The organism is Paraburkholderia sp. JPY465 (assembly GCF_050436725.1).
Lineage (GTDB): Bacteria > Pseudomonadota > Gammaproteobacteria > Burkholderiales > Burkholderiaceae > Paraburkholderia > Paraburkholderia youngii.
On the sequence record NZ_JBNDMT010000003.1, the window covers coordinates 1,899,067 to 1,921,535 of the forward strand.

At 64.1% G+C, this 22,469-nt stretch carries 26 protein-coding genes; 7 read left to right on the top strand and 19 right to left on the bottom strand.

The window, feature by feature from the left end:
• Nucleotides 1-120: 120 nt before the first annotated feature.
• From QFZ94_RS23435 to QFZ94_RS23455, 5 genes are read right to left on the bottom strand one after another with little or no spacing between them, the layout of a single operon-like run.
• A complete protein-coding gene (locus QFZ94_RS23435; protein WP_429459882.1) occupies nt 121-501 on the bottom strand; it encodes a potassium channel family protein in 381 nt (126 codons plus the stop codon).
• A 52-nt stretch (nt 502-553) separates the two neighbouring features.
• On the bottom strand, nt 554-1,567 hold the full coding sequence (locus tag QFZ94_RS23440; protein ID WP_410848916.1) for a DUF2955 domain-containing protein: 1,014 nt from the start codon (nt 1,565-1,567) through the stop codon (nt 554-556).
• Between the two features lie 7 nt (nt 1,568-1,574).
• The gene (locus QFZ94_RS23445; protein ID WP_429459885.1) at nt 1,575-2,711 is read right to left on the bottom strand and encodes an HlyD family secretion protein; all 1,137 of its coding nucleotides are present in this window, start codon (nt 2,709-2,711) and stop codon (nt 1,575-1,577) included.
• Entirely contained in the window at nt 2,708-4,258 is a 1,551-nt protein-coding gene (locus QFZ94_RS23450; protein ID WP_429459887.1) for an efflux transporter outer membrane subunit, read from the bottom strand. The genes QFZ94_RS23445 and QFZ94_RS23450 overlap by 4 nt, the downstream gene beginning before the upstream one ends.
• 17 nt (nt 4,259-4,275) lie before the next feature.
• The gene (locus QFZ94_RS23455; protein ID WP_368582751.1) at nt 4,276-5,388 is read right to left on the bottom strand and encodes an AI-2E family transporter; all 1,113 of its coding nucleotides are present in this window, start codon (nt 5,386-5,388) and stop codon (nt 4,276-4,278) included.
• A 239-nt stretch (nt 5,389-5,627) separates the two neighbouring features.
• On the opposite strand from QFZ94_RS23455, the gene QFZ94_RS23460 reads away from it, so the two are divergent.
• Nucleotides 5,628-6,614, top strand: coding sequence for an alpha/beta hydrolase family protein (locus QFZ94_RS23460; protein WP_429459889.1), 987 nt, complete (start codon nt 5,628-5,630; stop codon nt 6,612-6,614).
• 20 nt (nt 6,615-6,634) lie between these two features.
• On the opposite strand, the gene QFZ94_RS23465 is transcribed toward QFZ94_RS23460, so the two are convergent.
• The 4 genes from QFZ94_RS23465 to QFZ94_RS23480 form a co-directional block, all read right to left on the bottom strand.
• On the bottom strand, nt 6,635-7,036 hold the full coding sequence (locus QFZ94_RS23465; RefSeq protein ID WP_152852128.1) for a GFA family protein: 402 nt from the start codon (nt 7,034-7,036) through the stop codon (nt 6,635-6,637).
• Between the two features lie 93 nt (nt 7,037-7,129).
• A complete protein-coding gene (locus QFZ94_RS23470; RefSeq protein ID WP_429459892.1) occupies nt 7,130-7,558 on the bottom strand; it encodes a YybH family protein in 429 nt (142 codons plus the stop codon).
• Between the two features lie 145 nt (nt 7,559-7,703).
• Nucleotides 7,704-8,636: a hypothetical protein gene (locus QFZ94_RS23475; protein ID WP_429459894.1), complete on the bottom strand. Its 933-nt coding sequence runs from the start codon at nt 8,634-8,636 to the stop codon at nt 7,704-7,706.
• A 63-nt stretch (nt 8,637-8,699) separates the two neighbouring features.
• On the bottom strand, nt 8,700-9,095 hold the full coding sequence (locus QFZ94_RS23480; protein ID WP_368582908.1) for a tautomerase family protein: 396 nt from the start codon (nt 9,093-9,095) through the stop codon (nt 8,700-8,702).
• Between the two features lie 297 nt (nt 9,096-9,392).
• Between QFZ94_RS23480 and QFZ94_RS23485 the strand changes: the two genes are divergently transcribed.
• Complete coding sequence (locus QFZ94_RS23485; RefSeq protein ID WP_410848925.1) at nt 9,393-10,124, top strand: GlcG/HbpS family heme-binding protein; 732 nt, start codon at nt 9,393-9,395, stop codon at nt 10,122-10,124.
• A gap of 74 nt (nt 10,125-10,198) precedes the next feature.
• Here QFZ94_RS23485 and QFZ94_RS23490 read toward each other — a convergent pair whose 3' ends face one another.
• The 4 genes from QFZ94_RS23490 to QFZ94_RS23505 form a co-directional block, all read right to left on the bottom strand.
• A complete protein-coding gene (locus QFZ94_RS23490; protein ID WP_410849078.1) occupies nt 10,199-10,627 on the bottom strand; it encodes a YciI family protein in 429 nt (142 codons plus the stop codon).
• Nucleotides 10,628-10,754: 127 nt separating this feature from the next.
• On the bottom strand, nt 10,755-11,405 hold the full coding sequence (locus QFZ94_RS23495) for a hypothetical protein (protein WP_429459896.1): 651 nt from the start codon (nt 11,403-11,405) through the stop codon (nt 10,755-10,757).
• Between the two features lie 141 nt (nt 11,406-11,546).
• Nucleotides 11,547-12,617, bottom strand: a complete 1,071-nt coding sequence (gene pstS / locus QFZ94_RS23500) for a phosphate ABC transporter substrate-binding protein PstS (protein ID WP_429459898.1) — start codon at nt 12,615-12,617, stop codon at nt 11,547-11,549.
• A 229-nt stretch (nt 12,618-12,846) separates the two neighbouring features.
• Nucleotides 12,847-13,755 (bottom strand): LysR family transcriptional regulator, encoded by a 909-nt coding sequence (locus QFZ94_RS23505; protein ID WP_410848928.1) that lies wholly within the window; start codon nt 13,753-13,755, stop codon nt 12,847-12,849.
• A 139-nt stretch (nt 13,756-13,894) separates the two neighbouring features.
• On the opposite strand from QFZ94_RS23505, the gene QFZ94_RS23510 reads away from it, so the two are divergent.
• Nucleotides 13,895-14,659, top strand: a complete 765-nt coding sequence (locus tag QFZ94_RS23510) for an SDR family oxidoreductase (RefSeq protein WP_368582740.1) — start codon at nt 13,895-13,897, stop codon at nt 14,657-14,659.
• Between the two features lie 242 nt (nt 14,660-14,901).
• A complete protein-coding gene (locus tag QFZ94_RS23515) occupies nt 14,902-15,204 on the top strand; it encodes a DUF4148 domain-containing protein (protein ID WP_152852133.1) in 303 nt (100 codons plus the stop codon).
• Between the two features lie 212 nt (nt 15,205-15,416).
• Here QFZ94_RS23515 and QFZ94_RS23520 read toward each other — a convergent pair whose 3' ends face one another.
• Together QFZ94_RS23520 and QFZ94_RS23525 are read right to left on the bottom strand one after the other, a co-directional pair.
• On the bottom strand, nt 15,417-15,605 hold the full coding sequence (locus tag QFZ94_RS23520; protein ID WP_368582738.1) for a hypothetical protein: 189 nt from the start codon (nt 15,603-15,605) through the stop codon (nt 15,417-15,419).
• 69 nt (nt 15,606-15,674) lie between these two features.
• Entirely contained in the window at nt 15,675-17,354 is a 1,680-nt protein-coding gene (locus tag QFZ94_RS23525) for a hybrid sensor histidine kinase/response regulator (protein ID WP_429459901.1), read from the bottom strand.
• Between the two features lie 461 nt (nt 17,355-17,815).
• Here QFZ94_RS23525 and QFZ94_RS23530 point away from each other — a divergent pair, with 461 nt between their 5' ends.
• On the top strand, nt 17,816-18,805 hold the full coding sequence (locus tag QFZ94_RS23530; RefSeq protein ID WP_429459903.1) for an aliphatic sulfonate ABC transporter substrate-binding protein: 990 nt from the start codon (nt 17,816-17,818) through the stop codon (nt 18,803-18,805).
• A gap of 4 nt (nt 18,806-18,809) precedes the next feature.
• On the opposite strand, the gene QFZ94_RS23535 is transcribed toward QFZ94_RS23530, so the two are convergent.
• Nucleotides 18,810-19,112, bottom strand: a complete 303-nt coding sequence (locus tag QFZ94_RS23535; RefSeq protein WP_429459905.1) for a hypothetical protein — start codon at nt 19,110-19,112, stop codon at nt 18,810-18,812.
• A complete protein-coding gene (locus tag QFZ94_RS23540; protein WP_368582734.1) occupies nt 19,109-19,483 on the bottom strand; it encodes a phage holin family protein in 375 nt (124 codons plus the stop codon). The genes QFZ94_RS23535 and QFZ94_RS23540 overlap by 4 nt, the downstream gene beginning before the upstream one ends.
• 224 nt (nt 19,484-19,707) lie before the next feature.
• Here QFZ94_RS23540 and QFZ94_RS23545 point away from each other — a divergent pair, with 224 nt between their 5' ends.
• Together QFZ94_RS23545 and QFZ94_RS23550 are read left to right on the top strand one after the other, a co-directional pair.
• The gene (locus QFZ94_RS23545) at nt 19,708-20,118 is read left to right on the top strand and encodes a DUF6566 family protein (RefSeq protein WP_429459907.1); all 411 of its coding nucleotides are present in this window, start codon (nt 19,708-19,710) and stop codon (nt 20,116-20,118) included.
• Between the two features lie 27 nt (nt 20,119-20,145).
• Nucleotides 20,146-20,559 (top strand): hypothetical protein, encoded by a 414-nt coding sequence (locus tag QFZ94_RS23550; RefSeq protein ID WP_410848934.1) that lies wholly within the window; start codon nt 20,146-20,148, stop codon nt 20,557-20,559.
• Nucleotides 20,560-20,607: 48 nt separating this feature from the next.
• Here the strand turns inward: QFZ94_RS23550 and QFZ94_RS23555 are convergent, their stop codons facing one another.
• Nucleotides 20,608-20,853 carry a hypothetical protein gene (locus tag QFZ94_RS23555; RefSeq protein ID WP_368582731.1) on the bottom strand — a complete coding sequence of 82 codons (246 nt, stop codon included), beginning with the start codon at nt 20,851-20,853 and terminating at the stop codon, nt 20,608-20,610.
• 67 nt (nt 20,854-20,920) lie between these two features.
• Nucleotides 20,921-22,330, bottom strand: a complete 1,410-nt coding sequence (locus tag QFZ94_RS23560) for a 3-deoxy-D-arabino-heptulosonate 7-phosphate synthase (RefSeq protein ID WP_429459910.1) — start codon at nt 22,328-22,330, stop codon at nt 20,921-20,923.
• Nucleotides 22,331-22,469 lie beyond the last annotated feature (139 nt).

The window sequence follows — 22,469 nt, forward strand, 5'->3', positions numbered from 1 at the left end:
GTGTCGTCTCCATTGCGTCAAGACTTCGAGGGAAGCATTCCGCGCGCCAGCCCGTCTTCCCGGCGACGGCGACGCCGACATGCACGGCCGGACTCTGCCCGCCCGCGATACCTTACCTCGCTATCCGATCCTTTGCGCCCGATGCGCGGCCTCCTGCACCCCGCGCACAGCGGCGGCCACGATCAAGCCGGTGAAGACCACGCCGATCAGCCCGAGGCATGCGGCGTCGATCCGGCCAAACGACGAAGTGGGCACCACGTCGCCGTACCCGATAGTAAGCGCCGTGATCGCACAGAAGTACACGGTTTCGCCCAGTGGCGACGGTGTGCGGTTCGCGGTCTCGACAGGCGCGCCCCAGTAGTACATGCCGACCGTCAGCAGCACGAATAGCAGAAGCAGGCCGATCAGAATCGCTCGCAGATACCACACGGTGATCGCCATTTCCTTCAGGATCTCGCCGGCCCGGGGTCGGCCCGCGCCTTCGCCTGTCGCATTTCCCATTGCACGCTCCTGTTGCGATCACCGGGCCGGCTTTGCGGCATGACGCACCGCCTCACTCCACACGGCGGTGTTGCTCGAAAAGCAGAAGCATCAAACATGCGTAGACCGTGACGGCCAGAAAGAGCCCCATTCGCACGGCAAACGCGGTGTAGACATCCTTGCCCGCCACGCTGTCCTGCACCGATTGCCCGAGCAGAATGATCATCGTCACGAGACTGTTCAGCCAGAATCCCGGCGAGCAACGCGTCGGTTGCAGGCCGTAGAGTTTGCGCCCCACCAGCAGACCGAACAGCAGCATCCACAGAAAAAACATCCACAGATGCACGAACAGCCTCAGCGCAAACCAGAAGGCGATGGCAAGCAGACCGCCGAGCAACGTAGAGCCGATCAGATCGCGTGCGGCGCCGCGAGCCGAGGTCGTGCAGGTTTGTCTGCCGAGGCTGACGGACTTCATGATGATCGGCATGTAATTCGCCGGATCGGTCATCGCGAGCAGATAGGCCGGCATCACGACGAGCGCGGCACGCAGCGCGATATAGGCCGCCTTGTCCTGCGCCATCGCTGCCGCGGCGGGCTGTTCTCGTGCATCCATGCGCTCGGGAAACAAGCTGTGCGTGAGCGTCGACACCAGCACGGCCAGCAGCAGCCCCTTCGCCAGCGCGCCGACGACCGTCAATGCCAGCTCGAAGTCGGCCGTGCCCGCGGCGGAAATCATCGTCAGTCCCGCGACCAGAAAAGTGGCGACGAGATTGTTGCCGCCGCGCAAGCCATAACGAAACGCGAAGAACAACATCAGGCCGACGATCATCACGCCGGCCAGCGCGTAGTGACGCAGCAACGGAACCAGCAGCAAGCCGCTGCCGGTGGTCGATGCGACGACCAGCGACAGAATCACGCCAGCCTTCAACGACAGCGGCCGATTCTGCGTGGCCAGCAAAAAGACCGTGAATACCGGCGCGACGACCGGGATCGGGAAATCGAGTCCAAAGCTGACCGCAACAGCGATCGCCGTTCCCAGCGCAACACGTATCGCGCGATAACCGAGGCGCTGGGTCACGAGCTGCATGGGCCTCTCAATAGACATAAGAAAGCCAGCTCATCAGCCGGATGAACGCGTGTCCCAGCGGATTGAGCGGATTGCCCTGGGTCGGAAACGCCATCACTTCGGCCTGCCCGCCCACCCGCAGATCGCGCAGGCGCGCGCGCTCGTTGTCGTCGAATTCGACGATCACCGGAAAGCGTTGTGCGGGACGCAGCCAGTCGCGGCTATTCTGCACGGTGGGCAGGCTGCCGGCCGGCGTGGTCTGTCCCACGCTCACGCCGTAGCCGACACTGCGAACCCGCCCGTCGAACACTTCACCGGGCAGCACGTCCAATGCGATTTCGACGCGCGTGCCGGGTTTCAGATGACCCAGATTGTTCTCCGTCATGTCGGCGCTAACCCACACGTCGCGGATCGCGATCAGCGTCATCACCGGATTGCCCGCCGCCGCGAACTGACCGACTTCCGTGCGCAGATCGGTTACGACGCCGCTCGAACGGGCCCTGACCCGCGCATTCGCGAGATCGAGTTCGGCCTTCTCCAATGCGCTGGCGGCGCTGCGCAACTGAGCGTTTTCCGCCTCGTGTCCGCCCTGCTGCTCCCGCGCGCGCTCGACTTCGGCACGCGCTCCGTCGACCTGGCTTAGCGCCTGTGCATGCGTCGCCCGCGCGACTTCGAGACGTCGCAGCGAAACGGTGCCCTCGTCTTCACGATAGAGCCGCTCGAGACGGTCGCTGTCCTGGCGCGCCTTGACCTCGTTCGCGATGGCGGCCCGCAACGCCGCGAGAGCCGACTCGATACCGGCCGTGCTGGCCCCGACCTGACGGCGCGTGGACTCCAGATCGGCGCGCGCGCGGTCGGCGGCAATGCGGTAGGGCTCGCTATCGACTTCGAACAGCACGTCCCCCGCGTTGACATCCTGGTTGTTGTGGACGAACACCCGGGTCACGCGCCCCGACACCTCTGCGGCGACGGGCACGACATAGGCCTGAATCCGCGCCTGCTGCGTATACGGCGTGAAACGGTCGGCGAGCAGATACCAGATCAGGCTCAGCACGATCAGACAGACGACCACCTTGACCGCCCTACGCGAAGGGTCCGCGGCAGGCGTCGGCGACTTCGGCGAAGCGGCGGTTTGCGGCTCGCGGGTATCCTGGGTATCGCTCATCGTGACGCCCCTTCGGCCTGCGCCGGCGTACCGGAAGTCCGCGCCGTTTCGTCGAGCAGGTCGCCCCAATCCGTGCGTTGCCGCATCTGCGCGCGCGTCGCCGCATCGACGAGCGGCTGTTCGGTCTCCCAGCCGCCTCCGAGCGCCTTGTAAAGCGCGATCACACTGCCGAGCGCATTGCTGCGATTGACCACGTACGCGTCCTGCTGCGCGAACAGCGCGCGCTGCGCATCGAGCACCCGCTGGAAGTCCGAATACCCTTCCCGATAGATCGTATTGGCGAGGGTCAGCGAGCGCCGCGCCGCGCGTTGCGCGTCATTCAGAATGGTGTCGCGCTGCAACGCGGCGATCAGCGCGGTCGCGGCATCGTCGGCCTCGCGCGCCGCCTCGCGCACCGTGTTCTGATAAGCGACCGTCAACTCTTGCAGCCGCGCGTCCTGGACACGCACGTTGTTCGTGATCCTGCCGTAATCGAACACGTTCCACGTGACGCTCGGGCCCGCGGCAAAGAGCAGTGTGCTCGGTGCGCCCGCGAGCGAACTGGCGGTCCACGTGAGCGTGCCGAGCAACGATATGGACGGGTACAGATCCGCTTTGGCCACGCCGATCAGCGCCGACTGCGAAGCCATCTGATACTCGGCCGCGCGAACGTCCGGGCGGCGCAACAGCAGATCGGCCGGCACGTCCTGCAACACCGCATGATCCACCAGCGGCACTACGCCTTCCTTGCCCGGCTGCACGTCGAGTTCCGGCAGCGGACCCGGCGCTCGTCCGATCAGCACCGACAGCGCATGACGCGCCAGCACGATCTGGCTTTCGAGGTCGGGGATGCTGCTCAGTGTCCCGAGGTACTGCGTCTTTGCCTGCTGGAAGTCGAGCTCATCGGATTCGCCGGCCTTGAAGAGCTTTTGAGCGATGTCATAGCTGCGCTTTTGCAACTGGGCGTTCTCGCGCGCGATCCGTAGCCGCGCCTGTGCGACCCGCAGCGTGAAATAGGTATCCGCGACCTGGGCGTGCAATAGAACCAGCGCATCGTCGCGGGTCGCTTGCGCGGCGAAGAACGCGGCGTCGGCCGATTCGATCGCGCGGCTGAAACGCCCCCAGAAATCCAGCTCCCAGCCGATCGCGAAACCCGCGCCGTACTGCACGAAGAGACCCGAGCGCGGATTGGAGCCCCCCGAGCGCTTGCGCGCCGACGCGAGTACATCGGCACTCGCCTGCTGCACCTGCGGATAGCGTCCCGCGAGCGCGATGCCGAGCTGCGCGCGCGCCTCGAGCACGCGCAGTCCGGCGATCTTCAGGTCGCCGTTGTTCGCGTCGGCTTCCGCAATCAGACGTTCGAGATTCTGGTCGCCGAAAATCAGCCACCATTGGCGCACGTCGGGCTGTGCGCTTTGCTGCGTGACCTGCGTGATCGACGCACTACTCCAGTGCTCGCTCCACGCTTCATGCTGCGGCTTGAAGTCCGGACCCACCCGCATGCATCCGCTCAGGCCGAGCGCCCCCAAGAGCGCTGCGATCCCGTACGGACGCGTGAACGGTGACACGGAGCCATCCTCGCGCTTCAAGTCTGCTTCTGTTCGTGGATCTGCGCGGCTTGCGCGGGTTGCGGCTGGTCACGGACCCAGCGCCAGAACAGCTGATAACCGACGGCCAGCATCACGGGCCCGACGAATAGCCCGATCACGCCGCCCGTCACCATGCCGCCGAGCGCTCCGATCAGCACGACGGGCATCGGCACCGCAACGCCGCGGCCCAGCATCAAGGGTTTGAGCACGTTGTCGGCGAGGCCCGCGACGAACACGTAGACCGCGAAGATGATGTTTGCGGTGCTCACACCGTCCGTGACGATCACGAAGGCGATCACCGGAATGGTGATCAGCGTGGCTGGCAGTTGCATGATGCCGAGCAGCAGCACGGCCAGCGCGAGCAGCCCCGCGCCGGGTATGCCCTTCACGATGAAGCCGATGCCGATCAGCAGCATCTGGATGAACGCGATACCCACCACGCCCTGAGCCACCGCGCGAATCGTCGCCGTGCACAGATCGGCGATCTGAACCCCGTTCTCGGGTCCCGAGATGCGCGAGGCGATCTGCACCGCGCTGTGATAGCCCTTCTCACCGTGGGCCATCAGGATTCCAGCGATGATCAGCGCGACAAAAAATATCACCAGCCCGGCGCCGAGGCCCGTCACCGTTGCCAGCACGGCAAGACCGGCCTCCTTCAGCTGCGGGGCGAACTTATGCGCAAGGCCGGTCAGGTCCGTCGATGCCTGGAGCCAGAAGTCGTACACGCGCTGGCCGACTATCGGCCAACTCGCCACCGACTCGGCCGGAGGCGGAATCTGGAAGCTGCCGCTCTTCGCAATGGCTATCGATTTCTCGATCGAATCGGCGACCGCGAGACCCAATGCATACGTGGGCACCAGAATCACGGCAAACGCGACGAGGATGATCAGCGTGGCGATCAGACCATCCTTGCCGCCGAGTGTATGGCGCAGACGGACCTGCAGCGGATACAGCGTGATCGCCAGAATCACCGACCAGGCCATCAGGTTAAGAAACGGCGCGAAGATCCGAAAGCAGAACACGGCCAGGATCGCAATGAGTCCTGCGCGGATCAGCACATCGAGCATCTCTCGCGCAGGCGTGCGTTGGGAAAGCGGTGTGAGCAGCATAGGTTCCTCTCCGGCGAGGTCGCGGCGCGGTGGCGCGGCGACACCGTGATTTGCCAGCAATCGCGAAAACTCGAACCCACTGGAACGTTTTTGACGCCAATACCAAGGCCTGCCTGCAATTCCGGCATCTTCAGGAAGAGAATCGCGCCGGCCTTGTCGTCGACAGAACGCGGCGTTTCACTACTATTGAACCCGCACCTCAAAGATTCAATTGGACTTTGGTCTCATAGGAGAACGCCGTGAAATGGTTGGCGATCGTCGCCGTTCTGCTGGCCTTGATGCCCGGCGCGCCGGCCGGCGCCGCCGGGGTCGGCTTTCAGAAGGTCGACATACCGAACGGCGCCGAGCCGCCGCTTACTGCCGGAATCTGGTATCCGACCGACGCGCCGGCCACACCGCACGCGCCGGGCGGCGCTACCCAGACCGTCGCCGCCGACGCTCCGATCGCGGGCGATCACCTGCCGCTGGTGGTGTTGTCGCACGGCGGCGGCGGCTGGTACGGCGCTCATTACGACACGGCTGTCGCGCTGGCTCGCGCGGGCTTCGTCGCAGCGGCGGTCAGCCACGCCGGCGATACCTTCGATGACCAGAGCCGCGTGCTGCAACTCTGGCGCCGCCCCGCGCAGGTTCATCGGCTGGTGGACTACATGCTGGACGACTGGCGGGGGCACGAGCGGCTCGATGCGGATCGCATCGGCGCATTCGGCTTTTCGAACGGTGGCTTCACCGTGCTCGTGGCCGCGGGCGGCATCCCGGATCTGTCGAAGATCGCCCCGTTTTGCGAAGTCCACGCGGACCATGACTTGTGCGAAGCATTGCGGCATGCTGGCGTCGACGTCGATTTCGCCGCGCATGTTCCAGCCGGTGTCTGGGTCCACGATGCGCGCATCAAGGCAGTCGTGATCGCCGCGCCTTCGTTCGGCTTCGCGTTCGGCCGCACGGGCTTGAGCGGCGTGCGGGCTGCGCTCCAGCTGTGGAGCGCCGCCGACGATCGTCATCAGCCGCATCCGTGGTACGACGAGCCGGTGCGGGACGACCTGCCCCGCGCTGCCGACTATCGCGTGGTGGCCAACGCAGGCCACTACGACTTTCTGCCGCCCTGCGATGCGCGTCTTGCGCGGCTGCGCCCGCAGATTTGCGACAGCGCGCCGGGCTTCGACCGGGCGGCGTTCCATCAACGATTCAATGCCGAGGTGGTTCGGTCTTTCGAGGCGATGCTGCGATAGGTAGAGCGTTACCCGAGGAGTTACCCGAATTCGTCGTGTTGGGGCAGTTGATCAGTGATCGAATACCACGGCGCCTTGGAACCCACGAAAATGTGGGCAGTGGGAGAGATGGTAGGCGAGTCCGTGAGGGTTCCCAGTGTGACGTGAACGTATTCACCGTTTCGAACCACCGAGAACATCAGGCTTCCGCATATTTTGCAGCGCACATCGTGCGACGCGCGCTGATCGCCGAAAATCAGCAGGCTGTGTTCGCCCTCAGTGATACGCAGCTTGCCGCGCTCGATTCCCGCGAAGGGTTTGAACGCCGAGCCGGTTGCGCGCCGACAGTTTGAACAGTGGCAGTTCAACGCATAGACGAATTCGTCCTTTACCGAGTAATGGACGGCACCGCAAAGGCATTGGCCGGCAAGCAATGGTTTCATGGCTGCTTTCAGACAGAAGGTACGTCGCTAATGGGAAAGTCGCGCAGCCATGATTATTCGCGAGTCGAAGCGCGCTGTCGAACCACCAAACCGCTAGCGCCTGAAAATCACCTGCGCCGTGCCGGCCTCGATCGGAGAAGAGGTGTGCTGGTGGACGATCTTCCATCCGTCGGCCTGCTGCCTCAGCGTCATGGTCAGGCGATTGTCCATCGCACGCAGTTCCGCGCCGCCGGCGTCGACGGCTTTGTATGTCGCGAAGGCGTGAATGACGGCAAGGTCCGCGGCGACCATCGTTTGCGCCTCGCTGAAATCCACGATCACGCGATCCGCACCCAGCGAACCGAACCAGCCCTCCGCCATCGCACGCCACGATGCGATGCCGTTGTACGACCACGTACCCCACATGTCGAAGATCACCGCATCGCGGTCGTAGAGCGCGACGAACGCGTCCACGTCTTTGGCCCATACCGCGGCTGTGTAGCCTTCCAGAACTTGCAGGATTGGATTGTCGAGCCTGTTCACAGTGTGTGCTCCTGAGTCGGATTACGAGGGGTTCCTGACCGATTGCCTTACCAGCTAACGACGATCGACGCACCACCCGATCGACATCCAGGCGAAAAAAATCTTCAACGCGTGATGGCGTTGCATTGATCAGACGCCGCGCTCGTCACTGGGCGGTCTGCTGACGTTGATACTCGTTGTGCTTCATCTGCATATAGTCGGCGCGGCTGACCTCGTGCAATTGCCGCGGAAACTGCTCGGTCGCATCGAACCAGTCGGCCAGACGTTTGTCGAGCCGGGCGTTGGGCGGGCTGGAAAGCGCGCCAAGATAGGCATCGATAGCGAGGAAATAGCGCATCGTATTGCGTTCGACCAGGCCGCGCACGCCGCCGATGTATTGCGGCTCGCTCGGCGACGAATCGGGCGTCAACGAAAAGCCGACCTTGTCGCTGCCGATCGTCGCCAGATAGGTTTTCATCGCGATCCGTCCCGCGGTGCCGTATCCGTATGCGTAGGTCAGGTGAATAAAGGTACGGTTATCGCCGACCGGGATCGCTTCAAGCACGATACGGTAGTCCTTCGTGCTCAGCGGACCCGTGGCCGCGGAGAGCTCGACGCGAAAATAATCAGCGGTGCTCGCTACCGGGCTAAAGTTGAATTGCACGCGGTACGACGACGAAAGAGTTTCCTCGGTCTTCTTGCCGATGTTCACGGTGAGGACCGTACCGCTATCGCTGATCGACGCGTGGCAGTATTTGGTGTTCAGATGCAGGATCAGCACGTCGCACCAGTTGGCCGGGCCCTGAGCAGGGTCGCTGAGCGCGCCGCTGACCACCGCGAAAGGATAGTTGAGCACACCGTAGATATCGCCCTTGAGCGCCGACGGCAGCTCCTGCGATTCGAGGTACAGCGGCCGATGAAACGGGTTGTGCGCGAGTTGCTGCGTCAGACCTTGATATTTCTCGCGCAGGCGAGCCGCGCTGTCGTCCGCTTGCGCGACGACGCTGTGGCACAGGAAACAGAACACCGTGGCGATCAAGACCATCCACCACGGTCGCGTCCGCCGATTCTTTGCCAGCGATGTGGCAAGCCTGCTCATGGCCCTTCTCCTATTTCGAATCAGGTTGTGGCGCAACCGGCGTAGATCCGATCCTGCGAACACTCATCTCTGGCCCGGCTCCCATTCCGGACTATAACCTCCGAGCGCCGGGTGATACATCTCGTCGCCCGAGTGCTGCGTGAATTCGACGTTGAGTCGGTCTTCGCGCAGGCCCAGAATCTCGATGCAGAGCGAGCAAAGGGCTTTGGCCAACTCCATGCGCAACTCCGGCGGCCGCCCTCTTCTGATATCGAGCATCATCAAGGCAACGGGCACCGGCTCCCCGCTCTCCTCGGCAATGCGCCACACGCCGCCCGGACCGAGCTCTCGTATGGCTACGCTGATTCGCCTGACATCGACCGACATCATCCGGGCATAGGTCTCACTCATTTTCGCCGCGAGCAGTCTTTTACTCTCGACAGAGTAGTGATCGTTTACATCAAGTTGCAGATAAGGCATCGCGTCGATCTCCGGGAAAAGTGTTTCGCACGCGCCAACTATATGCCGCACCATCAAATCGATCAAAACCATCGCCATCACTTATTACGTTACTGACGTGCCGCGTGGCCGAGGTGGACTTTGTTTTGGCCACTCAGCTTTGCATGATGGTCTTCACTATTTACACGAGTTCGCTCTCATGAGCTCGCGCCCGCATTCAACAGCAATGAGTCGTTTATTTCATTGGCTGTCCTACTGTTTGCGCACCCTCTCGCCTACAGCGTGCCTGCTGTCAAATCGATCGTCAGGAGAATCGTCATGCGTAAGATGCTTACCCTCGCTGTCGCAGCGTTTTGCATTGCGTCGTTTTCGCACGAAAGTCGCGCGACTGGCGATGATGACGTCCCACAAGCCCGATGCACGCTACCGCAAGGTACGGTCGCATTGGTGGAAAGACAGTTGCGTACGGTCGTGAACCTGCCAGATGGCAACGGCGGGATCTTCACACCCAATCGGATGTGGGCGGCCATCGTCGATCGGCAGGGACATCTCTGTTCGGTGATCGTGACCGGGGACGCCTGGCCTGGCAGTCGGGCCATCGCGATCGCAAAGGCTTATACCGCGAACGGCTTTAGCAACGATGCGCTCGCGCTATCCACGGCGAACCTCTACGCGGCCACGCAACCCGGCGGCTCCCTTTATGGACTGAATAATTCGAATCCTTTTGACGCGCGCTTCCTCGAACAGGGCAGCGGCATCGGACACACGCTTGGCGGCGTGATTACCTTCGGTGGCGGCGTCGCGCTTTATGCGGGAGGGAAAGTCATTGGAGGATTAGGCGTAAGCGGCGATAGCGCCTGCGCCGATCATGCGATCGCGTATCGCATGCGCAAGCTCGCGGGGCTCGGCAGTGTGCCCGCCGGTCAAGGTCCGAACAACACGGATAACATCGTCTACTCGACGAGCGGATCTCCGACGGGCTTCGAACATCCGCATTGCTTCCCGAGCGACCTGAGCGCCGCCAAGATCGAGCAGATACCTTCGCATTGACGGCAATCGTCACCCATGGAATCGGGCTTCCGGACAACGGACTGGAAGCCCACACGCTAATTGCGTGAGAATCGTCAACGCATCTGCCCGTCGATTTGCTTGCGCAGACGGTTTTCCTCTTCCTGAAGCTCGGGCGTAAAGGCTTCGCCAAAGTCCGCCGGTTCAAAGAACGGGCGAATCTCGATTTCCGAATCACTCAGCATCGGATTCGGGCAGCGCTTGACCCATTCGATCGCTTCGTCCATCGATTGAACCTGCCACACCCAGTAGCCGGCAATCAATTCCTTGGTTTCCGCAAACGGGCCGTCGATGACGGTGCGGTCCTTCCCTGAGAACCGCACGCGAGCGCCGGCAGAACTGGGCTTCAGCCCGTCGCCGCCTTGCATGATGCCGGCCTTGACCAATTGCTCGTTGTACTGCCCCATCGCCGTGAGGAGTTCCGTAGTCGGCATTTGCCCCGCTTCGGATTCGGGGGTTGCCTTGATGATGACCATGACGCGCATTTGGGTTTTTCCTTTGAAGACGAAAATATCTGAAGGCAAGGCTGCCTCGAGTGACTACGACGAATCATCACGGGAGAAATCGACATGCGCAACACACGACTGCACGAATTTACAAAACGCTTCGGCATCAAGGTAGAGGCGTCCGGCTGCCTCGAGCATCGACATCGGCGCCCTGAACCCGCAGCACCGGCTCCGCATCGCCAGGCACGAGCTGGAGTTGCGATGAAAACCGCACCTGCAAAAGCGCGGCGAACGCGCGCTCGAAGGCGTTGGAATCGTCGTCGGCCGGCATGATCGCCTCGAGCGCCTTTGCGAAGCCGGATGCGCCTTCGATGTCCGCACGGCTGAAAGCGCTGCCGCCGCGCGAAAAGACGCGTTGCACGTCTTCTTTCAACTGCTGAAGGGCCGCGACGACCTGTTCATAGGCGTGAGCAGGAGCGCTCGTGTGATCCGGAGGTTCGGCTGCGCACAGCGCCGGCATGAACGCGAGCACGTTCCTGTCGATATCGACGCGCGCAGCAAGGGTCTTGATGTGTGACGCCTCCACCGATGGACCGGCGTCGCGCCGGCGACACCACGCTTGCGCCCGCGCCGCACCCAGCATCGCCGCCGCGAAACACCGGAAATCATCGAAGCGCAGATGCCTCGCAGCACAGTCGAGCACGGCGTCAGGCGTCAATTCCAGCTCGTGCGCCACCGCGAGACTGGTCTTCATCACGATCAGGACGAGCTCGCCCCACTCGTCCTGACGACTCCCTTTCATCGAGTTCGGGTACATCGTCGGTCCCTGTATGCACGCCCCGGGTACACGTCGCATAAGCCAGCCTCGGCAGCGACTCGCAAAAGCCTCGCCTGCGGCGACATGACCGCGCGGGACAGCTCAGGCTAGCCATCGCGGCAACACGAAGCGCAGTTCGGCTCACGGCACCGCGAGCACTTTGCGCACCGGCTTTTCGCCCGGCTCGGCGGGCCATTGTGAGCGGATCTTCGTCACGACCAGGTCAGGCAACGGGACGTAGTCCAGTGCGCTGACCGTCGGTCCGCCGTGGCTCAACGCCCATTCGAAAAACCTCAGCGTGGCTTCGTCGTGGCCCGGCTGGTTCGGCGTCGTGGGCAGCAACACATAGGTCGCGCCCATGACCGGCCACGCATCCCTGCCCGGCTGGTTGGTCAGCAACTGCGACAGGGAACCCGACCAGTCGGCGCTCGCCGCCGCTGCGTTGAAGGTCGCGGCGCTGGGCTGCACGACCTTGCCCGCCGCATTGGTCATGGCCACGTACTTCAAGCGGTTCTGTTTGGTGAAATCCCAGGCGACATAGCCTATCGCGCCGGGCAGATAGCCGACGTACGTGGCAATGCCCTCGTTGCCTTTGCCGCCGATGCCGAGCGGCCATCGCACGCTAGTGCCTTCGCCGACCCTGCGCTTCCATTCGGGACTGACCTGCGCGAGGTAGTGAGTCCAGATCAGCGTCGTGCCCGAACCATCCTGGCGACGCACCACGGCGATCGGGTAATTCGGCATCTTGAGCTTCGGGTTCAACCGCACGATTACCGGGTCGTCCCAGAACTGGATCTTGCCGAGAAAGATATCGGCGATGACCGGCCCCGTCAGCATCACCTCGCCGGCTTTGAGCCCCGGAAGGTTCACGACGGGCACCACGCCGCCGATCACGGTTGGAAATTGCCGCAAGCCGTTGCGGGCCAGTTGATCGTCGGTCAGCGGCGCGTCCGAGCCCGCAAAGTCGACCTCCCGCGCGATCACCTGCTTGAGCCCATCGGACGAACCCGTGCCCTGATAGATCACCCTGCTTCCACCCGACTTCTGGTAGTCGGCGGCCCAGCGGGTGTAGAGAGGAGCGGCGAACGTGCTGCCGGCTCCTTTGATGTCGGCGGCGTAGGCCGCGGCCGCGCATGAACAGCAAATCAGACCAGCGCCGATGGCGCCCAGTGTTCTCACGAATGTCTCCCGTCGGTTCTTGTTCCGGGACATCGCTGATCCGACCTGCAGTGCGTGAGCTTGTTGGAGGGCGACCGTGCCGGCGATTCAATGTGCAGCTTTCATCCGGGGTGCAGCTCTCCTGCATTACGCGCCATATCGCACATTAAAGAACGGTGCCTGGCCGAATTCCAGTTGAATCATGCTATCGAACGCGCCATGGCCGGCGGCCGCTGCCGCTATTGCAGGCATCCCGTTTCGGGAGTTGCCGGCACACATTCCTTCACGTCTTGTCCCACGGCGGCACGCCCGAGAACGCATCGACCAGAAAATCGATCGCCGCACGAACTTTTGCGCTCACGTGGCGACGGCTCGGATACAGCGCGAGCACATCGATATCCGGCAAGCGGTATTCAGGCAATACCCGCAGCAGCCGGCCCGCGCGGAGGTCCTCGCCGATCAGAAACGTCGGCTGCCAGATCACGCCGTGCCCCGCGAGCGCCGCCGCGCGCGCGGTGTCGCCGTTATTGGTGTGCATCTGGCAGTTCACCTCGACAGCATGCGTTTTGCCGTCTTTGTCGATCAGTTGCCACACGTCCGCCGTGGCCGCATACGTATAGCCGATACATCGATGTCCGAGCAGCTCCAGCGGCGTTTGCGGATGTCCTGAACGCTTCAGATAAGCGGGCGATGCACACAGGATGTTGGTCGACGTCGCCAGTTTGCGGGCCGCGTGATCGACCGTGCCGGCGCGCGAGATGCGGATGGCGAGATCGTAGCCCTCCTCGACGATATCGACGACACGGTCTATCAGCGTGATGTCGAGCTCGACGTCGGGATATTGCTGCATGAACCGTGGCCATAGCGGCGCGAGATGCTGGATGCCGAAGCTGACCGGCGCATTGATACGCAGCCGTCCACGCGGTTCGATCGACGTCGTCGACACGAGTCCTTCCGTTTCGGCAACGTCTTCGAGAATGGCCTGGCTGCGCGAATAAAGCGTTTCACCGGCCTCGGTAAGAGACAATCTGCGTGAGGTGCGATTCAGCAGCCGCGCGCCGAGGTGCGCCTCAAGGTCATTCACATAGCGGGTCACGTTCGCGGGCGAGGTTTCGAGCGCATCGGCCGCGCGCGCAAAGCTGCCCCGGGTGACGACCGTTACGAAAACCTCAAACGCGCGCAGCCGGTCCATAGTGGCGCTCCGATCATTCATAAAAGCTGAATGATACCGCTATGTTTTTGGTCTTTCTGTCTCAAGAACGGAATCTTATAGTGCCTCTCAACGAGCCGACGCAGTGGGCGTCGGCCGATGATCAAACCGGAGATTCAACATGCAACGCTTGACAGGAAAAGTCGCTATCGTCACCGGCGCCAGCGCGGGCATTGGTCGCGCCGCCGCAAAGTTGTTCGCCGCGGAAGACGCGAAGGTTGTGGTGGCCGCACGCCGCGAAGCCGAACTCGAGACGCTGGTCAGCGAGATTGCTCGCGACGGCGGTACGGCTGTCTCGCTGGCGGGGGACGTGCAATCCGAAGAATTCGCGAAAGCGCTGGTCGCACTCGCCGTCAGCCGTTTCGGCCGTCTCGACATCGCGTACAACAATGCGGGGACACTCGGTGAGATGGGACCGTCGACCGGCGTGTCGGAAGCAGGCTGGTCGGCGACGCTGGCGACCAACCTGACCAGCGCGTTTATCGGCGCCAAGCACCAGATTCCTGAAATGATCAAGCACGGCGGCGGATCGATCATCTTCACGTCGACCTTCGTCGGCTACTCGTTCGCGTTCCCGGGAACGGCCGCCTACGCCGCGAGCAAAGCCGGGCTGATCGGACTCACGCAAGCGCTCGCGGCCGAATACGGCCCGCAAGGCGTGCGCGTCAACGCGATCCTGCCGGGCGCGGTGGACACGGAGATGTATCGCGGCATGAACGATACCGCTGAATCGCAGACCTTCGTGACCGGGCTGCACGCGCTCAAGCGGGTCGCGAAGCCGGAAGAGATTGCCCGCTCGGCGCTCTACCTCGCTTCCGACGATTCGTCCTTCGTGACGGGTACGGCTTCGCTGGTCGACGGCGGGGCTTCGATTACGCGCACCTGAGCTGTTCGACGGCGGCATCCGTTGATGTCGGCTCGCGTCCGCAAGCCTGGAAGGCTGGCGTCGGATGCGCGGCCGGCATCTGCGCATTCGGGCGCGAACGTCGATCAGCGTCGGCTGATCGACGAGCCGATACCATAAAAAATAAGCGAACACTGTATGGTTCCTCACCTAATCTTTGATCAGCTGACCGCGAAAAGCGAAGCGCGAGTCAGCCGGAGTAATTAACAAGGAGGTGGGCCATCATGAAGACGTTAGTCCACACAGTTTGCGCGGTCGCTGTCATGGCTTTGCCGATTGCATCGGTGGCACAGACCGAAAGCACGCTGACGCACGCGCAAGTCCAGGCAGAGATCGCGCAACTCGAGCAAGCCGGCTTCAATCCGGCCAACGCGAATACCGTCGACTTTCCTACCTATATGCCGACCACCACCGCCCCTGCCGCAGGTCAGAGCAGCGGCTATGGTCCTGCGACCAGCGGTACGCAGCAGATGGGCCATCCGGCCGGCGCGACTGGGATGAAGCCGGTGTTCTTTGGCGGATCTTAAGCGTGCTCGTCTGACCGGCTCGACGATGGAGAACATGCCGTCCCTGCCAGGGACGGCATGGAGGGTCGTGCTATGCGAAAACACGAACTCGCTCGAGCCTTTGGAGTAGTTGCCGAATTTCGCGCGCACCCGCACGCGCGCCATATTGCATGGCGCCTGCTGAACTACTGATTCTTTCGCTGAGCGCCTGAGCGCGAACAGCTAACACATCATCAGCGTTTGTTCACGTCGACGGTCAGGATTTCGTATCCGGGGTCGGCGTTCTCGGCCGCGACTTTATTCGCTTCCTCGTACGAGCGAAACGACGTGGCCTCCTTGATCTCCGGCGCCATGCCGATGTCGCCGTCCTCCGCGGTGCAGAGGAACTTCTCGCCGGTCTTTACGACGTAGACGGTCGTCATATCTCCCTCCGTGGCTTGCAGGGCAATTTCCAGTCTAGCAGGCTGGAAGAGTTGCGCAGGCTCCGCCGGTCACCGACCGCCGCCAACCAGCCACTCCGAATTCGCCAGCACGTCCCGCAGTTTTTCCAGCGACAACGGCTTGCTCAGATGATGATCGAAGCCCGCGGCAAGCGTCTGGCTGCGGTCCGTGTCCGACGAATAGCCGGTCAGCGCGACGAGGATCGTGCCGTTCAACTCGGGGTTCGCGCGAATTCTGCGTGCGACCTCGAAGCCGTCCATGACGGGCATCGCGACGTCGACGATGGCAAGTTCCGGCCTGGTTCGCGTGATCAGGTCGATGGCCGCGCGACCGTTGTCGACCGCGGACACGCGATAACCCTCCAGGTCGAGCAGCACGCACAAAACATGCAACGCGTCGACGTTGTCGTCCACCAGAACGATGCGCAGCGCCCGGAAGTCCCTGCCCTTGTCCGAGGCGTCGGCAGGCGGCGCTAGCGGCTGCGTTCGCAGGATCGGCAAACGCAGTGTGACGCGGGTGCCGCAGCCCGGTCCATCGCTATGGATGTCGATTTCGCCATCGTGCAGCTCGACCAGCCGTTTGGCGACGGCCAGACCGATGCCGAGCCCGCCTTCCGAGCGCGCGCTGCCGCTCGAGCACTGCGCGAACAGGTCGAACACATGCGGCGCGATCGACGAATCGATGCCGATGCCGTTATCGCTGACTTCGATCACGAGCATCCGCGCGTCGGACGGATCTACAGCGCGAACCGTCAGCTCGATCAGTCCGCCCGCCGGCGTGTACTTCGCCGCGTTCGACAGCAGATTGCCGAGCACCTGACTGAGCCGCACATGGTCGGCGCGCACCGGAATCGCGCTGTCCAGACCGGTCAGTTTCAGCGTATGGCCGCGCGAGCGCACGTCGTGGTCGATCGCGGCGACCGCGTCGGAGACGATCTCGGCCAGCAGCGTATCGCTGCGCCGGATCGTCAGCTTTCCGTGTTTCAGACGCGCGGCGTCGAGCAGATCGTCGACAAGGGTGCGCAGATGCTTCATCTGCCGTTGCGCGATGGTCAGCACCGCGTCCGCCTTGTCGTTGTCGACCACCAGACGCTTGGCCGCGGCGATCGCGCCATCGATAGGCGCCATCGGGTTGCGCAGCTCGTGCGCGAGCATCGCGATGAACTCGTTGTGGCGGCGGTCGTTGTCCGCGCCGTCGTCGCGAACGTTGACCATCGTCACGGCCGCGCCCGCGACCATCGCGAGATCCGACAGCACCCGTGCGTCTTCGCTGTCGAAGCGGCACCCGGTGTGGTGCGACATCACCCATATCGCGCCGAGGTGGCCGTTATCGCACGGAATGGGTACGACGATCCCCTCGGGCACCTCGACGCCCGGAAAGTTCAGACTGGGGAACCGCTGTTGCGGATCGACGAACAGGCGCGCCGCGCCCCCTTCGAGCGTGACGCCGCAAGGACATTCGTCCCACGCCGTCGTGCGTCCCTGCAGACCGGCGCACAGGCCCGCCACCGCGAGCCAGCGAAAGCGCCGGCTGTCCGGTGGCCCCTCGACCAGACTGATGCCCGCGCTGCCCGCGCAGCACAACGCCATGGCCTCGCTGGCAATCGCGTTCAACAGGTGTTCACGCGAGCCGGTTTGCGCGCGCGCGAGCCGCAGCAGCGACTGGTTCTCTCGGGCGTAATCAGCCTTTTTGGCTGGACGGCTCGCTAATTCGTCAGCACTGGCAGCCATGATGTTCCACCGACGTTGACTGGCACCCGCGCGCAAGGCGGGCGTAAGGGCCGATACGGCGCCGATACCGCTGCCGACGAGTGTAGGTCAGCTGGGTCGCGCGGTCTCGGCTTCTCTCATTTGCACAGCGCTTTTTACTTCTATTTGTCCGCAACGTTCTGCTCCGCTCACCGTCGACATGGCGTCCCATGAACAGCGGACGACGCAGTATAGGAACCCGGTGCGATGCCGCAGCTGTCCGTAATTCGTGGACATCGGACAGCTGCGTCAGCGTTGACGCGAGCACGCTCGCAGTCAACTGGACGGCAGGTACGGATCGCGAAGTCGCGAAAAGCGTTGTGGCTTGCCGCATATGACGATCACTGCGATCGATAGCTAAATCCGTCGGTTAGCGCGATGAGATCGGGTTGTTACGATGGCTCGATTCTCCCGTTTTCACCGCTCGACAGGACGCCCACGTCATGACGCAAATAACACGGCGCGCATTCACCCGCTTCGCAGTGGCATCACTACTGGCCGCCAGCGCTCCGCGCGGCTTCTCGCAGAGCGCGCCTGTCGCGCTGCGCATCGGCTATCAGAAGTCTTCTACCCTCATTACGTTGCTGAAGGCGCGCGGATCGCTGGAAAAAGCGCTCGCGCCGCTCAACGTGCGCATCTCCTGGAACGAGTTCGCGAGCGGACTGCCGCTGACGGAAGCGCTCAACGTCGATGCCGTCGACTTCAGCGCCGATGTCGCCGATACCGTGCCGATCTTCGCCCAGGCCGCGCATGCGCGCTTCGTTTACGTCGCGCAGGAAGCGCCATCGCCGGGCGCGCAGGCGATCATCGTGAAGAAGGACGGCCCGCTGCGCACGCTGGCCGATCTGAAGGGCCGCCGCATCGCGGTGACGAAGGCGGCGGGCAGCCACTATCTGCTGCTTGCGGCGCTCGCGCGCGCGGGGCTCAAGCCCGCCGACGTCGGCGTCAACTACCTGAGCCCGGCCGATGGCCGCGCCGCGTTCGAGCGCGGCAGCGTCGACGTCTGGATCACCTGGGATCCGTATGTAGCGTCGGTCGAGCGCGACGGCGACGTGCGCATACTGAGCGACGGCGCGGGCCTCGCGTCCTATCAGCGCTACTACCTCGCGTCGCGCACGTACGCCGACGCGCATCCGCAAATCATCGAGACCGTGTTCGAGCAGTTGCAGACGGCCGGCGACTGGTTGCGCGCGAATCCGCTCGACGCGGCCAACACGCTCGCGCCGGTGTGGGGACTCGACGCGCCGACGATCGAACGCGCCAACACCCGGCGCAGCTATCTGGTGCGAGCGCTCGCGCCGCCGAATTTCAGCGAGCAGCAGACGATCGCCGACGCGTTCTATCGCGCGGGACTGCTGCCCGCACCGGTCGAGACGAAGCAGGCGCTGTACTGGGACTTCGCGGCGAAACAGGCGAAGCCTGTCGGCGCGTGAACGATCACTGCGCGATGGAGCGCCGCACATTGCGGGCAATCCACGCCGCAGCACCGGAGCGGCCCGCGATCGACAGCGTGCGGCGCGGCCCCAGCACGATGCCGCCGACCACCAAAGCGAGCAGCAACGCGACATGCGGCGCCTCGGTGAGCGACGCGAGCACAGTGCTCACCTGGGAGCGCGACGCCGCCCGCGCCGCCGGCAACGCGGCAGTCTGGTTCGCCACCACCAGGGCGGTTCGCGATGCCTCCATGCGTTCCAGAATGGTGAGCCGGGTAAGCTCGTTTGCGTGACGTAGCTGACTCATTTGAGCGACTCCCTGAGAGCGTCGAGATCGGAGTGAATTTCGGCCTTGAGCACGTGAATCGATTGCGCCGGTTTCTGCGCCCGCCAGACGAGAAAAGACGCGATGCACACGATCAGCCATGCGGCGGCCACGCCCCAGGCCACCGCAAGAAAGTAAGCCGTCTGCCACGCGGTGGCGATGATCGCGATGCAAATGAAGGACAGCGTGAACAGCCCCGCGACCGCCAACGCCACGAGTGCGCTCAACTCGCGCACCAGGCGTTTTCGCGTCTCTTCGACTTCCAGCGCGAACAGTTCGCTATAGTCGGTGACGCGTTCGACGCAGAATCGCCCGACGTTGCGCCACCTCGTGACCTTCGCATGGATTGACATTCCGTCCTCCTCACGATTCATTTGCGCCGGCCGCGGTAAGCAAAGACTTCGCTCCTCGGCCGACAGAGGGAAGCGACACCAGCGTTGAACGCAGCGCAAGAGCCGGGCCCGCGCTGACCGATCGCACGCCGCGTGCCCGTAGCCGGATGGATGCCTGCACGCGTTCGCGCTGGCGGCACAGAGCTTGCTCGAATCAGGCAGATCATTCGCTCGTCGAGGACAGCATGACTCCGCTCCCCCCAACCGATCCCACTGACAAGACCGCCGGCGCCAGCATCGGCGAGACCGGCTCCGATATGACTACCGAGGACGGACGCGCGATGCCGGCCGCGCGCGACGAGCGCGGCTCCCAGCACGCGATGCATGGCGCGCACCGCGGCGCGTTGATCACGGTGACCGCGCATCGGAACTCGCGAGGCGCCTGGATCGCCGACGTGTCGATTTCCCGCGACGGCCGGCCGATGGAAATACCGGCCAATCTGGCCAACGTGGAACCCGTCACGCCGGAATGGCTCACCGAGGAGGAAGCGTTGCGCGCCGGCATCGAACAGGGTCGCTATCTGATCGACCGGACCCTGGGCGAGCACGCCACCCCCCTGTCGGCGTCGCAGCGGCGCCTCGACGACGAGCGATAAGCACGGCCCGATTCGGAGGAAACTCACATGCTACTGAGCGATGAAGAACTGGCGCGGCTGGAAGGCGTCGAGCCGTTTCTGCGGGAGGAAGCCAGAAGCGCTCTTCCCGCCGACGCCGATTACGAAGTTCTCGCCGAACTGCGCGAGCATCTGCAGCCCGGATTGCGCATTCGCGTGCCGGCCGGTCCGGACATCGCGATGGAACCGCAAGTGCCGCCCTACCCGCTCGATCTGTTCGTCGGCTTGCCGCTCGACGAGCTGCGCGACGTCGCCAACGATGAAGGCGCCGCACGCGAAGCGGCGCTCGCCCGCTTCGCCACGACATTCGCGCCAAGGCTGCAGCGCGCGATCGCCACGCTGACACCGCACCAGATCGATCTCGCGGCGGGGGTGCAAAGCGAGCGAGGAACGCTCACGGTGATGCTGGAGCCGGTGCGCTGACGCGTGAGCCGCAAAGCGCACGTCGCAACCGCGTACGTCGCAACCGCGTTACTCGTCGCTGTCGAGCCCGCCTGGCGGCGGCCCGATCGTGATGCCCGCGCCCGACCCCTTGCGGGTCCCCGGCGGATAGGCATCGGTTGCGGTCTCGGGCGGAACGTCCGCGACGCAGCGGCTCGCATTGCCGCCTCGCAGACATTCCACGAAACGGTCCGCCTCCTGCGGCGAGCGAAATTCGTAGATCTTGCTGGCAACCTGCACCTGCGTGTCCGACAGTCGCTTCGACAGTGTTTCCATCACCACTCCTTTTTGCTCGAAGAGCTAATCCCACGAGCAACGCGCGCGCCACCGCTTCATCAGAGGCCTAGCGCGCCGCGCTCAACCGTCTTGCGTCCGCGATGCCGACCGCGGCCCGCAAGTCGTCCGGATGAACCATTAATTCCCGAACCTCGCGCAGCGTCGCGTACTGGTCGAGCACCGTCCGCCATCGCGGCGATTCGAGCAACTGATGCCACACCGGTTCGAGATCCGCGCAGTCGGCGTCGCGTCCGTCCGCCAGCGCGCCCGCGAAATCGAGGCTGGCCTGGGCCGACAGCAGTTGCATCCGGCTCGCGGGACTCAGCACGCGCGGCGCCGCTTCGACGGGAGCGTCACAGCAATAGAGCACGGTGCTGCGAAGACCGGTTGCGTCGCCCGTCAGCGCGGCAAGCGACGCGCCGCTCAAATGCACCGTCCCCTGCTGCGTGCGAAACGAGTAGACGGTGTGCGGTTCCGCGTGCGCCAGCAGCGTCAGTCCGCGCACGAGCCGCGGCAGATCGGTGGTGGCCGCGTCGACCGATGCCTTCGCTTCGACGAGCAGGCATACGTCCCACGCCGCGGCGTCGGCCGCGGGCTGGGCCTGGCGCAGCAGCACCACATCCCATTCGGTTTTGGCGCGCTCGTGGCTCGCGGGTATCGCGGCCGGCACGCGCATCGAGTTCACGACACGGTAGGTGGCGACCGCTCCCTGGGCGTCATTGAGGCGCTGCGCGAGCGCGTCGAGTGCATCGGCGGCCAACGCTTCGACCGCGGCGCCGCGCTGCTTCGAACTCAAGCCTCGCTCGACCGCGGTCGAGCTTCCCGGGCGCGGCCCCTGGCGATCCCACAGCGTCTGATAGTGGCGCACGCGCTCGTCGGACGTCAGCGCGTCAAGGCGCCGCAAGCGCTGCAACGCGGCACTCTGCAGCAATTGCGCGAGGCCGCGTTGCAGCGCCGCGTCGTGCGCGATTTGCGGCGTATCGATGCAAGTTTGCACGGCGTCGGCCAGTTCGGGCCACGCTTCGGCCGCCGCGAGCGCGTGCAGACGCGCCAGCGCGTCGCGTTGCGGACCGGGGAGCAGCCGCTGCTGTTTGGCCGGATGTGCGATCGCATTGACGGCCGCGTAGATCAGCCGGCGATCGACGCTCGCGTGCGCGGCCAGCGACGCGTACTCGCGCACCACCGCGCTGCGATGCCGTAGCAGCATCGCCTGGAACACCGGGTCGCCGGCGTCCTCGCGCAGCGCCTCGCGGATCATGCGCGCCAGCGCCTCGACGAAGAAGCGCTGGTTCGCCGCATCCGGCGCTTCGCCGCGCGCGCTCGCCTCGCGAGCCTGCTCGATCGCGAGCGCGAGCACGGTGGCGGGACTCGCTTGCGGCGTCGGCGCGCAGACGGCCGCGAGCGCCGGCAGGCGATAGCGGCGCACGACGGCGTCGAGCATCTCGTCGAGCAACGAAGGCGATGGCGTCACGGACATAGCGATATGTCGATAAGTTGGCGAAATAACTTTACATGAAGGTTCGGCGCGGCGCGCGGGCCGCTCGCGGCTGGCGCGCGTCGTGCTGCATCAGCGCTCGACGCAGCCACTTTATCGTCGCGGCAGCGCGAGGCGAGCG

Coding starts and splice junctions, on each gene's coding strand:
- QFZ94_RS23525 (WP_429459901.1), bottom strand. CDS start 17,354: ATGGCTGCCAGTGCTGACGAATTAGCGAGCCGTCCAGCCAAAAAGGCT.
- QFZ94_RS23455 (WP_368582751.1), bottom strand. CDS start 5,388: ATGCTGCTCACACCGCTTTCCCAACGCACGCCTGCGCGAGAGATGCTC.
- QFZ94_RS23480 (WP_368582908.1), bottom strand. CDS start 9,095: ATGCCTTATCTGCAACTTGATGTAAACGATCACTACTCTGTCGAGAGT.
- QFZ94_RS23485 (WP_410848925.1), top strand. CDS start 9,393: ATGCGTAAGATGCTTACCCTCGCTGTCGCAGCGTTTTGCATTGCGTCG.
- QFZ94_RS23545 (WP_429459907.1), top strand. CDS start 19,708: ATGACTCCGCTCCCCCCAACCGATCCCACTGACAAGACCGCCGGCGCC.
- QFZ94_RS23475 (WP_429459894.1), bottom strand. CDS start 8,636: ATGAGCAGGCTTGCCACATCGCTGGCAAAGAATCGGCGGACGCGACCG.
- QFZ94_RS23520 (WP_368582738.1), bottom strand. CDS start 15,605: ATGACGACCGTCTACGTCGTAAAGACCGGCGAGAAGTTCCTCTGCACC.
- QFZ94_RS23560 (WP_429459910.1), bottom strand. CDS start 22,330: ATGTCCGTGACGCCATCGCCTTCGTTGCTCGACGAGATGCTCGACGCC.
- QFZ94_RS23445 (WP_429459885.1), bottom strand. CDS start 2,711: ATGAGCGATACCCAGGATACCCGCGAGCCGCAAACCGCCGCTTCGCCG.
- QFZ94_RS23465 (WP_152852128.1), bottom strand. CDS start 7,036: ATGAAACCATTGCTTGCCGGCCAATGCCTTTGCGGTGCCGTCCATTAC.
- QFZ94_RS23530 (WP_429459903.1), top strand. CDS start 17,816: ATGACGCAAATAACACGGCGCGCATTCACCCGCTTCGCAGTGGCATCA.
- pstS (WP_429459898.1), bottom strand. CDS start 12,617: ATGTCCCGGAACAAGAACCGACGGGAGACATTCGTGAGAACACTGGGC.
- QFZ94_RS23490 (WP_410849078.1), bottom strand. CDS start 10,627: ATGCGCGTCATGGTCATCATCAAGGCAACCCCCGAATCCGAAGCGGGG.
- QFZ94_RS23495 (WP_429459896.1), bottom strand. CDS start 11,405: ATGTACCCGAACTCGATGAAAGGGAGTCGTCAGGACGAGTGGGGCGAG.
- QFZ94_RS23510 (WP_368582740.1), top strand. CDS start 13,895: ATGCAACGCTTGACAGGAAAAGTCGCTATCGTCACCGGCGCCAGCGCG.
- QFZ94_RS23515 (WP_152852133.1), top strand. CDS start 14,902: ATGAAGACGTTAGTCCACACAGTTTGCGCGGTCGCTGTCATGGCTTTG.
- QFZ94_RS23550 (WP_410848934.1), top strand. CDS start 20,146: ATGCTACTGAGCGATGAAGAACTGGCGCGGCTGGAAGGCGTCGAGCCG.
- QFZ94_RS23505 (WP_410848928.1), bottom strand. CDS start 13,755: ATGGACCGGCTGCGCGCGTTTGAGGTTTTCGTAACGGTCGTCACCCGG.
- QFZ94_RS23540 (WP_368582734.1), bottom strand. CDS start 19,483: ATGTCAATCCATGCGAAGGTCACGAGGTGGCGCAACGTCGGGCGATTC.
- QFZ94_RS23535 (WP_429459905.1), bottom strand. CDS start 19,112: ATGAGTCAGCTACGTCACGCAAACGAGCTTACCCGGCTCACCATTCTG.
- QFZ94_RS23555 (WP_368582731.1), bottom strand. CDS start 20,853: ATGGAAACACTGTCGAAGCGACTGTCGGACACGCAGGTGCAGGTTGCC.
- QFZ94_RS23435 (WP_429459882.1), bottom strand. CDS start 501: ATGGGAAATGCGACAGGCGAAGGCGCGGGCCGACCCCGGGCCGGCGAG.
- QFZ94_RS23440 (WP_410848916.1), bottom strand. CDS start 1,567: ATGCAGCTCGTGACCCAGCGCCTCGGTTATCGCGCGATACGTGTTGCG.